Genomic DNA, 13,110 nt, shown 5'->3' on the forward strand with positions numbered 1-13,110 from the left:
GCTCGGAACAGGCATATTTTATTTAATCACAATTGGTACGCTATACAGTTCTGACATCGCTTCACCAAATTCGTCAACTTCTGATTCACTCTTAACTACTTTGGTCGTAATAAGCATCATCAACTCTGTACGTTGCAAGCTATCTACCTTAGCTTTGAACAAGTTTCCTAAAATAGGCAATTCACCTAACGCAGGAACCCCCTGAGTATAGTCGTTTTTCTTCTCTTGGATCAGTCCACCCAAAGCAACTGTTTGACCATCCCCAGATAAAACTTCTGTGCTAATTGAGCGATTTGTAATAGTTGGAGAGGAGACCCCACCAAGAGTGTTAGGTTTACCATCACTCACAGACATTGAAACAGATAAAGTCACAACACCTTGAGAGTTAATGATTGGAGTAATCGATACGTTAATACCTGTTGAACGATATTGTACTGAGTTTGATACAGAGCTATTGTTACCTAGGTTTTCAACTGTTTGTGTAATTATCGGGATCTGATCACCTGAACTCAACGTCGCAGATTCACCATCTCGAACAATAAAATAAGGTCGCGACAACACTCTTGCATCATCAAGAGAGTCTTTCCAATTAAACTCTGCCTTCCAATCACCAGATATAACTTGACCAAATAGCGTTCCTGTTCCCGGGTCCAACGTCAGTCTATCAGACCCACTTGAGCCAGCTTGGTTATATAACCACTTAATACCTGATGACATTTCGTCATTCAGTGTGATCTCTAAAATCGTGATATCCAGTATTACTTGCCCTGGTAATACATCCATTTTTTTCAATAATGATTCAACCAGCCGATACTCATCTTTAGTTGTGTAAAAAATCAATGCATTCTGCTGTTTATCCAAACTAAATTTAACATTTTCTGCACTTTTATTTACAGCACCTTTCGATGCAGTATCCTCACTCCCACCGGATGTTCTGCCTCGTAACAATACATCCAAAGACTCTCGCATATCTTCGGCTTTCGCATACTTTGGCTTATAGATGAAGTATTGCCTTTCATCACCAGCTAATGGCACATCTATTTTTTTAGCCCAAAAACTAATGCGCTCAATTGTATCTTGGCTTGCAGCGTATGCCACGAATGAATTTATGCGTGGTAATGGCACAAAAGAGACATCACCTTCTTTCGATACACTTAGGCCATCCTCTTCCAACAACGCCTTTATTTGCTCAATACCCTCAGTAGGAGAAATGTGTGCAAACTCGAATAAGCGTATTTCACGACCAAAAGCACGAGGAACATCAAGCATATTGATAATTTTTATAGCGCGCACTAATTCAGCTCTCTCTCCTTCGAGAATAATCAGCTTTTGTAACGAGTTAACGGTAACTTTGGCTGTCGATAATTTGCTAAGAATATTGGTAATATTTCTACTACTACTGTAAATATACGGTACAATATGCGTGATAGCACCAGCAACTTCTGGGATATCATTGACTTTATTACCTATTCCCACCGCAATTGAATTTTTTTGTTCCGCGCCACTTGATTTCGAAAGATATAGAATTTCATCTTTTCTGAAGCTAGTCACGCCACTCTCTTCTAACGCTTTCATTGCAACTCTGTAGAATTCAGTTCTATCAATAGAAGAAGAAAGGTTTAGCGTTACAGTATCTCCAGAAGCCGATAATTTCGGAGATATAACATAGTTAATTCCAAGCAGCTCTTGAAATACCTTGTTTGCAAATTCTTTTACGGGCATTTCATCGGCAGAAAAAGTAATAGCAGGCCCCTCGAGCTTAGGAGCAGATTTAGCTTCTTCTTTTAGGCGCGTAATTCCCCCCCAATCTTCAACATTGACTTCTTTAAACTGTCGGCCTTGCTCCTCAACCTGCTGCTTTTGAGAGGCGGTAACAACTTGTTCATGCCTTTTGTTTAGTAGAGACTTTTCCACTTGAAGATCTTTGTCCCGTAAACCTGTTTTGCTTGCACAGCCCGAGACCAACAATATTGACATTATCGCCAAATACAGTTTCTTTGAAGGCATTGGTATCATTCTAAACTTCTCCATTAGCTTCACTTGCCATAACAGACACGGTGAGTGGCTTGAATATCTTTAACTCTATCGGTTGGGTGTCTTTAAGTGACAATGTAATGCTATTCACATCAATTTCTGTGATGCGATATTGATAAAACGAGTCACCCTTTTTTATATTCAAATATTCGTCACTGTCACTTAGTGTAACCTTGACTCTTGCTACTGCTAACTCGCCAGATGTATACACAGCAATAAGTGACAGTTGTGCATCTTGATATAAGGGCACATCGAGCTTTTTATCGTCGATCCTTTTGAACTCCACGCCTAAATTTCTTGATAGCGCTTCAACATCCAGTGGTGATTCTGTGTGAATATCGATCGCAGTTAGATTATTTTCCTTTTCACTAACATTAATATATGAAGCCATTATCATTTTCAGTGCCCACCAAATAACAACAATGATGAAACTGCACAGTATTAGAAGGTTTTTCATTTCTTTTTATACACCCTCACAAACTCAATGTTAGCAGTTACATGTCCTTTACGAGCCTTAGGTTGGAACATGGAGACTTGCCTAACTCTATTTCCTTTACTAATGTTTTCTAACTCAGATAAAAGATTTAGAATACGATTATAATCTCCAGACACATTTATCATCCCGGTAAAAGCAGAATAAGTGCTGTTAATAGCAACTTCTCGCTGTGGTGTCTTGTTATTAACTTGGACTTCTACTTTTTCTATCGCCACATCAACAACTTCAAGCCAGAGTAACGCAGGATCTTCTTTTTCACTTAACTGTGGAAGCCCTGCGTAATGCTCCAGTTGAGAGTCTAATATTTTTAGTTGTGCATCAATCTCATCATACTGAGCAGCTACAACCGCTTGCTTAGATGCAAACACTCTAGCGGCAGCAATTTCATCCATCGATTTTGAAATCCAATCAATCCAAGGAAAGATTAAAAACTCCATAGAGATAAGAAGACCTATAGCAGCCCCTCCCCATTTTTTTATCAATTGCTCACGTGAGTTCACAGCCAAACTACCTCTATTGTAAACGCCTCACCGCCTGCTTTTTGCTTTATAACTGGCCCTGAAAACTTTGCTTCTTTGACACCAGGAGAACTAACAATCTGCTTTAATAAGTCTGTTGCAGATCCTACTGTGACACCTCGCAACTCAACCCCTTTAGGTATTACTGTAACCCTTTCAAACAAAACATCCCTGACGTTTAATTGCAAACCTGCGAGCTTATTCAATACATTTGGGTTATCAGCTAAAAATTGCTGTAATTCTTTAACTGAATCAACTTGGTTATTATATTGACGTCGTTTATCGATACTTTCATTCACTTGAGCCTGGTTTAACTCTTTTGCTGAATCTAACGTCATTTTATTCCAAAAGACGTAACTAGTAAGTGTGATAGCAGCTATACCACTAGCAGCCAAAAGGCCATAAGCTAAGTTTCTATTCGAGAGACGCTCCCTTCTTTTTGGTTTACTTCGCTTTATTCGAAGTCCAATTAGATCAAACCATAATAGTTGAGATTCGGATAACGAGAGCTGGCTACTATTTTCATGGGCTAAGCTAAGAGGCCAGTTATTCGAGTCTTCTACTTCGCAATAAAGCGGCAGAATGAATTCGCATGAATCAGGGATCAGCTGATAAACATCTCTAGGGATGACAAAATATTCGATACTAAAGTGACTTTTACTTAAGTTCCTAGCACGCCAAAAAAATACACCTTCAAATGGAGGCAAAGCTTTACTTTGTGCCTTGATAATATTAAAAATCTGATTTAAGGAAGACTTTGAATACTGCTTCGTAGTTGCCCAAAAAAGATTTCTATCTAGCACACAGGCTTCTGATAACTTGACTTTGACAGCAGGGCACTGCGTATCTACAAGCTCTTTTTGGCTATTAAGAAAGTATCTTTTATGCACGACCAAAGCTGTCGCATCATTGATATTTTTATTCGACAACATCATGAGCTAGTTCACTACTTCTTCTTTACTTACAAAATATGGTCGTAATCCCGGACCTCTCTCAAAATTAAAACGCTTTGAGTAATTTACAGGCCCCTCAAATGTGATTTGAATAGAAAGTTTTCCACTGGCGATACTATCAACACCGCCTTCGCCCTCATCTTGCGAAGGTGTTTGCCCCTCAAATCCAAACGCAGAGTATAAAGACTTAGGTGTAAATTGTCGAACAATATAGGGATTGACCCTAAGCACCAAAAATGGCTGAATTTGTTCAAATAAATTATCATTTTGAAGAATGTAGCGTAGCTCTTCAACAGTCTGCAGCGCTGTATTATTAGGTAAATAAGGCAGCGCGTAATCTCCCTTTTCAGCTCCTTCTAGGCGGCGGAAATTGTCGATATCCTGCCAATCATCAAAGCGGTCCATAATTTGGTTTATGTCGCTAGAGTCAGTGCCATAATGTAATAATAACCGCTTAAATGCACCTTCATTCAATGGCGCGAGCGATACTAGACCACTTAGATCTTGAGCACGCACATGAAGGTCGCCCCGTTTTGTAACCTCCCCCTTAAAGTTTTTTAGTGAAGGATCTATTAACTCAATCCCAGGATAACGAGAGTTTGGCCCCAAAATACCTAGCGGTGTTGTCATTAACTCATAAATAATTTCAGATTGAGCATTATCGACCGCAATTTTAGCCCTATTGTGTTGCTTGATCATATTTGCCATATTGGCCGTATTGTTACCTTTTTCCGACATAAAGATCATCATACTGGCCATTGCGGCAGTGATCATCAATACTAATAGCAATGCTGCACCATTACTTTTGCCTATTCTGCTATTCACTACTTGCACCTGATAAGGAAGGTGGAATTCTAGATATTCGATAGATCAAATGATTGACCTTATCGCGCGTACTATCATTTTTGACCTTAATACGAATAAAGAGAGGCATTATTCTACGCTGAGATGCATAGAATGTATCATTCCAAGTGGGCTTAGGCTTCACAACTATATCTAAGTATTCGGAGTAGTAATTGCTAAACTCAAGCCAGTCTTTCCAACCAAAGTATTGAAACTCAAAGCTTTGGCTGGACATAAATGAAATGCTCTTCTCACAGTTACTCTCATGAATTTTAAAGCTACTTAACGAAACAACACCCAGAGGGACTTCACAATACAACAAATCACGGTCTTTAATATACAGTGTGGATACTGCAATTGGCTCCGATATCAATACTGGAGAACGAGTCACAAACGCAAATCCCCCTTTTTCTCCAATAAAAAAAGGAACTGTTTTGCCAAGTTCGTCTACATACCCATAAGGGAATGCCTCTCTAATTTGTTGATTCACAAGTTTTACTCTAGAAAGCTTGTCAATATCATATCTGCTATTTGAGCTGGTTAAATTTTGTAGGGAGAATCGATAACTCATTACAGCAAGTGCAATTACTATCGAAAAGATAACCATTGAAATTAATACTTCAATCAGGGTAAACCCAGTTCTATTACTTTGCTTCACGCCAGAATACATTTTTGAACTCAGTAATTTTTTTGGGGGCTGGGAGTAATTGAGAAAAAACAGCGCATTTATATAAAATCATCGTTCCATTTGATGTTTCACCACTTTCACTACCACCAACGCTTGTCAAGGCTGGTTTCTCTGATACCACTTCAACTCGCCAATAGTAACTTTCACCATCATATTTGTACTCACCTTCAACCTGAAGGTTATACTCATACTGATACCTTACTTCATCTTGAATATATTCAAGCATGTAGGATTGCTGTGCCGTTGTAACAAGCCTTCGCTCGTTCAACAACATAGCTTGAGTAACATAACTAATTGCGCTAATAGATATAAATAAAATAACAGAAGCAATTAGCACTTCAATTAGTGTCATCCCTGTCTGCTGCTTAGAACTCAATCGTTTCACTTTTCTCTGTGTCTTTGTAGGTAAATGATAATTCTTTAGCCACTAAATAATTGCTAGAAGACAATTGAACCGTTTCACGTTCAAAACTAAGCTGTGAGAACGTTATTGATTTAAGTGCTGATAGCTTAGCTTTCTCGGAGGACTCATACTCAACCTTTGGTTGTGGTATTTGTGCTTCTCCAGCTTCCCAAACCTCTATGTTAAACCCTTCAAGACGCACTTCTAAATCACGCCCTCTATAAATTGAGTACTGTTTTGCATATTCAAGCAAAGATTTAAGTTGCTGCTTTTCGGAGTAACGCTTAACTTGTTCTAATTGCTCCCACATATTTGGTAGTACCACAGAACTTGTCAGGCCAACTAGTACCAACACAATAAGCAGTTCGATTAAAGTAAAGCCTTCTTGCTTAGAAAGAGACATCATTCATCGACACTATACTTAGAAGCATCACGATTACGACAGATCCAACTATCCCCCCCATTATTAGTATCAGTAGTGGCTCTAGTAATGCTGTAAATTTAGTTAGCCAGCTTTCGAAACGATTTCGAGAGCGATTAGCTATCTCACTAAAAGAGCTTGCTAAGCTACCACTTTCTTCACCCACAGTAATTAGAGAAATAGCAACGTCATCATACAGGCTAACCCCCTTAAGTTCGTTACTTAAGACACCACCACTACTAACAACGCCCACCACTTTCGTAAGTTTTGCGTGAAGTCTAGGGTTAGCCACCGTTTGCAAGGCTAACTGTAAACTATCAGATAGGCTAACACCACTTTCTAATGTCAACTGCAAAGCCGTTGAGAACTTTATACGATCTGAGTGGGTTACTATTTGCTTTACAATAGGGAACTGAATCACCGTCGAAAATAGCTTTTTTCTTAGTAAATCTCTTTGCATAGCACTGTATAAAGCTAAGGCGCATAAAAATAAGAAGGTTAGTAAATGAAGCTGATAGTTTTGAACCCAAGTAGAAAGGTCTAATAGCAACCTAGTGTATTCAGGGATCTCTCCACCATTGTCAAACATAGATGACATACTAGGAATGACAAAATTAAAAATAGCCCAGATAGCAGAAATACAAACGAACAATATGAAAATGGGGTAAGTTGATGCTTGAATAACCTTACTTCTCAATGCACTTTGAAACTGCAAGTTTTGACTTAACCTAGCGAATACCTGAGGCAAGTTGCCTGTTGCCTCACCAATTTTCACCATTTCAATATACAAAGTTGAAAAAATATCCGTTCTTTTCGCCAGCGCTTCGCTTAGCACGGCTCCTTGCTTTATATCAGCCAGAACAGAGGCCCATACTTGCCCAAGCGCAGAGTTTCGATTAGATTGGGCAAGCACATCCAGAGCTTTGTCTACACGAAGGCCATTTTGAAGTAAAGTAGACAACTGGCTAGTTGACTGCTCTAAGTCGTTAAGAGATACTTTTTTGCGAATACTTCTTGTTCGTACCACTTTTATTTCAAGAACCAATAGATCCTTTGACTGTAGCTGAGTATATACCGAACTTTCACTTTCAGCCGTAAGTTCACCCTTTTCTATCTCGCCTTCTGAGTTACAGACTTTATATCGGAATACTTGACTCACCCAGCTACCCTCAATACTTCCTCTATAGTTGTCTGACCATTTACAGCTTTCAGAAAACCATCTTGCTTAAGCGTGCGAAGCTGCTTTTGCTCCATCATTTCATAAAGGCTGTCGAGAAGGCGCTCATCTTTAGGCAGTTTCTTAACATCTAAATCACAGGGCAAATACTCTAAAAATGCGACGCGACCAGAGTAACCAGTGTTCTCACAGCGTTCACAGCCTTTAGCTTGATATAGAGGTTTATCTACTCCCTCTGCAACCTTAGATAAATTATATCGCTGATATAGTTCTCTTGTTTCTTGTTCACTGAGAGGTTGTTTACAGTGATTACACAAAGTTCTGGCAAGTCGCTGCGCCATAATGGAAACAAGACCAGCGTTTAATAAGTATTCTTGAATACCCAAATCCAATAATCTCGTATAAGCAGAAGGCGCATCGTTTGTGTGAACCGTACTAAAAACTAAATGCCCAGTTAGTGCTGATTGCAAAGCTATCTTAGCAGTTTCATTATCACGGATCTCACCAACCATGATTACGTCAGGATCCTGACGTACAATACTTCGAAGTCCTGCTGAAAAATCATACCCAATCTCAGCATTCACTTGTACTTGATTAATCCCCGGTAATTGATACTCGATAGGATCTTCTAGGGTAACAATTTTAATATCGGGACGATTTATTTGATTCAAAAAGGAGTAAAGAGAGGTTGTTTTGCCTGAGCCCGTAGGTCCAGTCATTAAAATAACTCCGGATGTTTTTTTAAGATCCTGGTTTATTTTATCAACAAGATCGGCTGAATAGCCGAGCTTTTCCAAATCGAATTTAACAGCATTTTTTATTAGAAAACGCATTACAACACTCTCGCCAGTACCCAAGGGTAATGTCGAGCAGCGAATGTCTAGGTCAGTAGCACCCGCTTTCATTTCTATTTTACCGTCTTGTGGGCGTCTCTTTTCGGCAATATCCATCCCTGATAGAATCTTAATTCTTGAGATAACAGCTAGCTGAAGATTGTTGGGTATTGGATCTGCTTCTTTTAAAATGCCATCAATTCGATATCTAGCTCGATATTTACCATTAATAGGTTCGATATGTAAATCTGAAGCTCCGAGCTTTACCCCTTTGTTTATTAGGCTATTTACCAGATTTACAGTTGGCGCGCCTAATGCTAATTCTTTTAATGCACTTAAATTATCACTTGAGATAGAAAGCTCAGGCGTATCTGAGACTAGCGCACGACATTGTTCAGCTAGCAACTCAAAGTCTTTCTTTGTTACAGCGTAAAACTGCTTTTCCTGCGTAATAAAACGAAGATAATCTAATGCATCGCGGCTATGCGGGTTAGCGAATACTATGCTCACCTCCGTCTCACAGACAGAAACAGGAGCCATATCATTCTCTAATAGAAGCTCTAAATTGATAGATCTTAAAAAGCTTATATAGTTCGCTGAAGTGCCTAAGTTATCATTCCATTTTTTGCAACTAAGTAATGTGCAATATAACTCACAGAGCTGATCTTCATCGATCCAGCCAGAATTCAATAGTACTATCTCAAGTTGAGAAAGTGCACCTCTCTCAAACTCAGCGACTTGCTGCAGCCGCTCACTATTTAATATTTGCTGGCTGCCAATATACTCATGAACCTTAGAGTTCCACGTCTGCATCTTCACCTTCGCCACCAGGTTTGCCGTCTCGGCCAAAACTCTTCAACTCAAATTGCTCGCTACCATTTTCACTGATAGCTTTATAACTGTATGGATTACCCCAAGGGTCATTTGGTATTTGCTTTGGAAAGTAAGGTCCATCCCACATTTCTTTGTTACTTTTCACAAGCTCATCAAGAGTCTTTGGGTAGTAACCTATATCTAATCGATAAGAGTCTAACGCAGTTGAAATAACCTGCATTTGCGCTTTTGCAGTACCCTCTCTAGCAGTACCTACCTTACTAAACATTCGAGGCGCAACAACAGAGGCTAAAAGCCCCAAAATTACCATAACAATTAACAACTCCACTAAAGTGAAACCCTTAATTTTTTTTAACTTTTTCATTTGAATACTCATTTAGTCAATGCTGTTTATATCAAGTAGAAAGCCGCGACCTGCGTAAGACACCAACAACTCAAATTAGTTCCTGCACAATGTAATCAGGACTTATGACATAATAAATGCATAATTCTAGAGTGGAACCTCGTCATAAGTGGGTCGCATTTATACCGCTGAAATCTAACATACAACGGTATAATTTTGAACTAGTATGGCTTTACTTTAATGCATTAATTGCAGCACTTAGTTTATCAAAGCCACCACCTGTTACTATTTGATAATCCACTAATATACCGTCTTTCTGCTTTCCAATCACAAATGAAGGAGTTCCATCTAAACCGAGAAGTTGAGCATCAGTAATTGAACGAGAAACTTCTGCATGTACGGATTTATCCTCTAAACAAGCATTAAACACAGTTTCATCTAAGTTAAAATCAGTGGCAATTTCCTTTAGTGAATCCGTTACTATGTTATTTCCTAACTCAAAAAGCTTATCTTTAACTCCTTCATACTGGCCTTGCTTATTTGCGCAACGTAATACAACAGCGGCATAACCAGATTTTGGGTGAAGTTTAGTTAATGGGAGCTCACGCGCTAACACAGCAACCTCACCAGAATCAACAAACTTGCTCTTAAATTCGGGCCAAATTTCTTGTTGGAATTTTTTGCAATAAGGGCAATGTAAATCAGTGTATTCAATCATCACAATACTGGCATTTTTATCGCCAATCCATTTACCTTCGTTGGACAGAGGTAATGTGTCTGGCTTTACCAGCTCAGCAAGTCCAACTCTGACGGCTACTTGCTGTTGAATTGTTTTCAATTTTTCCACTTCTGCACGTAGCTCTTTAAGCTCAGCATTCTGAGTGGTACTACACCCTATTAGTAAACTTGATAATGCTATTGGTAATAACCAGTTTTTCATTGAAACTCCTTAATTTAGGCTCTTTTTTATGACAGGTTGGTCCGGACAAACACAGGTTGTTGGTATACCTGATCAATCTTAGTTTTGGGTAACAAATAACTTTGTGATAACTAGCATTGACTCTAAGTTCACCAGATCTGCTTCACTAATATTGGCATCAGATTATAACGGCGTTTTGATACGCAGGCAGCGTTAATTATAAAACTCACTGTGTTGATAAAGGTATAGTTGCGATGAACTTCAAAATGAAACAGTCAGTCCATGATTTACCCAAAACTCATTTTCATAACCACCTTCGAAAACCCACGCCACACTCATATATCAGATAGCAAGTAGCAAAATATTTAGCCTCGGCTATTTGAGCTTTACTGCCTCATTGGTTTCTGCACGAAACGGTAATGTTCGATACAGCTTCCTTGTCTCGAAAGAGATTACTTAAGTAATCAAATGAATATCTGTACGCTTTGTTCCCCTCTAAAAACATAATCTGTAGATATATTTTCCACCCCATTAGGTCATCTATACTTAAGGTGAATGATGTTTGACGCTAATAGAGTCAACGTCGACCAAGAAAATAGTAATAAGGCACAAAGCCAGACATTACACTATGATGATAAAAAAACCCTCGCAAAAGCGAGGGTTTTTAAACTATGGTAAGTAATTAAAAATTACTGAGACCATTCGTTTTGGTCTAGTACTGGCATTACGCGGTCAGTACCACCAATGATTTTCTGTACAGATACACCGTGTACTGAATCTTTAGGAGCAGTAACTGTGAATGTTACAGTATGACGATTGTCAGCTGATTTAGCGTTTGCAGCGTTTGTACCTAGAGATTCTGCAGCGTAACCGCCGTCAGCACCAGTGTAACCTTTCTGAGCAACTGCTTGCTCGATTAGCTTAGGCACGAAGTAAACTACAGAAGACTTCGCAGGAACTTGACCAAGTTCAACAGCAGTTACTTTACGAGCACCAGTGTTACCGTTAGCTGATTCGCCAAATACGTCAACTGTTACTTCAGCCGCTTCGTCGTGTTCGTTAGTAACACGTACAAAGTTACCTTCAGCGTTTACTACGTAAGGAACTTTAAGAACTGCACCGTTAACGCCAACTTTGTGAGTTACTTTGTTATCTTCACAGTGATCAAGTTCACCTGCTGTACCGAAGTCTAGCGTGTAGTAAGTAGTAGCGTCATAGTTGAAGTTCATGATGCCGTCAGTTGGGTTATTCTCAACTACGTAGTACATTGCATTGTAAGTTGCACCAAGAAGTGGAGCAGTTGTCTGAGCATTAGGCTCCGCATCACCTGTACCAGCATTTGGAGTGAATAAGTCAACAGCTTCTGTGTTGTATACAGTAGCAGCAGCTTGAGTTAAACCAAATGAACCAGGTACTGTACCAGTTTGTACAGGAACAGATGTGTCTAACACGCCTGTAGCAGCCGTACGGCCATTGTATAGACGCATTTTAACGTTTGCGCCTGGCTCTGCAGTTGCAACGAAAGCTGTTTCTAAGTGGTCATCAGCGTCTAGAGTAATAGCTTGGTCTAGAAGTGCTGCACGGTTATAGAAACCGTTCTTGTAAATCGCTTGTGAGCTAGTAGCTACTAAACGGTTGTTAGCTGCTGCATTGTATACAAATTCAGTACGAGCAACGATCGCATTGCCTTCAGAATTTGAGCTTTCAGCATTAACCTGAACTTCAGCAGTTGTGCCGCCGTGTAGTGCGTAGAACTGAGGAGTGATATCAACAACTTTCTGAGCAGCTGAAACAGCACCTTGGATGTTATAACCATTACCACCATCTGTAATAGCAGAAGTAGACTTGATTGTTACAGACTGTGTTGTAGAAGCTGTAGTACAAGTTGTGTTAGCAATCTTGATACCTACTGGATCGATAGCTGTAGAGTCAGCACCCGTAGAAATACGAGAGAACGCAAGACGAGTACCTGCACCGATAGTAATACCAGCTTTAGTTAGGAAAGTGATAGAAGAAGCACCATCAACTGTACCATCCGAAGATGCTACCGCTTCAAAGTTAGTGTTTGCACCAGAACCATCAGCATCTTTTACTAGGTGGATTTGGTTAGCGTTACCAGCGAAAGTTGCGCCACTAAGTTCGATAGTGATTTTAGTACCACCAGGGATATCAGTAGTAGGGATGTAAACGATGTGCTGGTCAGTGTTAGTACCATCAACAGCGTCAAAATCTAATGTTAAATCACCAGTAAGCTCGTAAGCAACTTTTGCTTCGTTAGTAGCTTCAAGGTTTGCTGCAGTTGCACCTGTACGGCTAGCTTCTGCGATACAAGCTGCACCGCCGTAGATAGTATCAAAGCCTGTAACAGCTAGTGCATCTGCGCCTTTGTAAACTTCGAAACAAGCTTCAGTACCTGCGTAAGCATTACCTGCTAGTACAGCAGCAACTGCAGCAGGAATTAAAGCGACTTTATTAAAACGCTTCATTTTTATCTCCATGTATCCGGTGGACACTTTATGTTTTCAGTTAATATTTACACACTCTGGACACCAGAGCATAGCAAAACGTTAAATAAGTTAAAGGGCCCGACCGATACTGCACAAACATGTAGCATCAAATCTAGGCTCGTCTATTATGATAATAAGCTA

13 protein-coding genes are annotated in these 13,110 nt (G+C 39.6%); all 13 read right to left on the reverse strand.

Annotated features, from left to right (window positions below; translation table 11 throughout):
* Positions 1-18 precede the first annotated feature (18 nt).
* Entirely contained in the window at positions 19-1,914 is a 1,896-nt protein-coding gene (locus MHN30_RS05065; RefSeq protein WP_239358770.1) for a secretin N-terminal domain-containing protein, read from the reverse strand.
* 103 nt (positions 1,915-2,017) lie between these two features.
* Positions 2,018-2,491 (reverse strand): hypothetical protein, encoded by a 474-nt coding sequence (locus MHN30_RS05070; protein WP_130164854.1) that lies wholly within the window; start codon positions 2,489-2,491, stop codon positions 2,018-2,020.
* Positions 2,488-3,030 (reverse strand): hypothetical protein, encoded by a 543-nt coding sequence (locus MHN30_RS05075; protein ID WP_239358788.1) that lies wholly within the window; start codon positions 3,028-3,030, stop codon positions 2,488-2,490. The genes MHN30_RS05070 and MHN30_RS05075 overlap by 4 nt, the downstream gene beginning before the upstream one ends.
* Positions 3,027-3,983, reverse strand: a complete 957-nt coding sequence (locus MHN30_RS05080) for a hypothetical protein (protein ID WP_130164856.1) — start codon at positions 3,981-3,983, stop codon at positions 3,027-3,029. Before MHN30_RS05080 ends, MHN30_RS05075 begins: the two co-directional genes overlap by 4 nt.
* 3 nt (positions 3,984-3,986) lie before the next feature.
* Complete coding sequence (locus tag MHN30_RS05085) at positions 3,987-4,826, reverse strand: type II secretion system protein GspK (RefSeq protein ID WP_239358790.1); 840 nt, start codon at positions 4,824-4,826, stop codon at positions 3,987-3,989.
* Complete coding sequence (locus MHN30_RS05090; protein WP_165384114.1) at positions 4,819-5,502, reverse strand: prepilin-type N-terminal cleavage/methylation domain-containing protein; 684 nt, start codon at positions 5,500-5,502, stop codon at positions 4,819-4,821. The genes MHN30_RS05085 and MHN30_RS05090 overlap by 8 nt, the downstream gene beginning before the upstream one ends.
* On the reverse strand, positions 5,489-5,917 hold the full coding sequence (locus MHN30_RS05095; protein WP_205125748.1) for a prepilin-type N-terminal cleavage/methylation domain-containing protein: 429 nt from the start codon (positions 5,915-5,917) through the stop codon (positions 5,489-5,491). Before MHN30_RS05095 ends, MHN30_RS05090 begins: the two co-directional genes overlap by 14 nt.
* The gene (locus tag MHN30_RS05100) at positions 5,898-6,341 is read right to left on the reverse strand and encodes a prepilin-type N-terminal cleavage/methylation domain-containing protein (protein ID WP_239358792.1); all 444 of its coding nucleotides are present in this window, start codon (positions 6,339-6,341) and stop codon (positions 5,898-5,900) included. Before MHN30_RS05100 ends, MHN30_RS05095 begins: the two co-directional genes overlap by 20 nt.
* The gene (locus MHN30_RS05105) at positions 6,325-7,515 is read right to left on the reverse strand and encodes a type II secretion system F family protein (RefSeq protein ID WP_239358794.1); all 1,191 of its coding nucleotides are present in this window, start codon (positions 7,513-7,515) and stop codon (positions 6,325-6,327) included. The genes MHN30_RS05100 and MHN30_RS05105 overlap by 17 nt, the downstream gene beginning before the upstream one ends.
* Positions 7,512-9,179, reverse strand: a complete 1,668-nt coding sequence (locus tag MHN30_RS05110; RefSeq protein ID WP_130164861.1) for a GspE/PulE family protein — start codon at positions 9,177-9,179, stop codon at positions 7,512-7,514. Before MHN30_RS05110 ends, MHN30_RS05105 begins: the two co-directional genes overlap by 4 nt.
* The gene (gene gspG / locus MHN30_RS05115; protein ID WP_205992091.1) at positions 9,160-9,564 is read right to left on the reverse strand and encodes a type II secretion system major pseudopilin GspG; all 405 of its coding nucleotides are present in this window, start codon (positions 9,562-9,564) and stop codon (positions 9,160-9,162) included. Before gspG ends, MHN30_RS05110 begins: the two co-directional genes overlap by 20 nt.
* Positions 9,565-9,775: 211 nt before the next feature.
* Positions 9,776-10,483, reverse strand: coding sequence for a thioredoxin domain-containing protein (locus tag MHN30_RS05120; RefSeq protein ID WP_130164863.1), 708 nt, complete (start codon positions 10,481-10,483; stop codon positions 9,776-9,778).
* 668 nt (positions 10,484-11,151) lie between these two features.
* A complete protein-coding gene (locus tag MHN30_RS05125) occupies positions 11,152-12,948 on the reverse strand; it encodes a hypothetical protein (protein ID WP_130164864.1) in 1,797 nt (598 codons plus the stop codon).
* Positions 12,949-13,110 lie beyond the last annotated feature (162 nt).

The organism is Pseudoalteromonas sp. OF7H-1, from assembly GCF_022347825.1.
Classification (GTDB): Bacteria; Pseudomonadota; Gammaproteobacteria; order Enterobacterales; family Alteromonadaceae; genus Pseudoalteromonas; species Pseudoalteromonas maricaloris.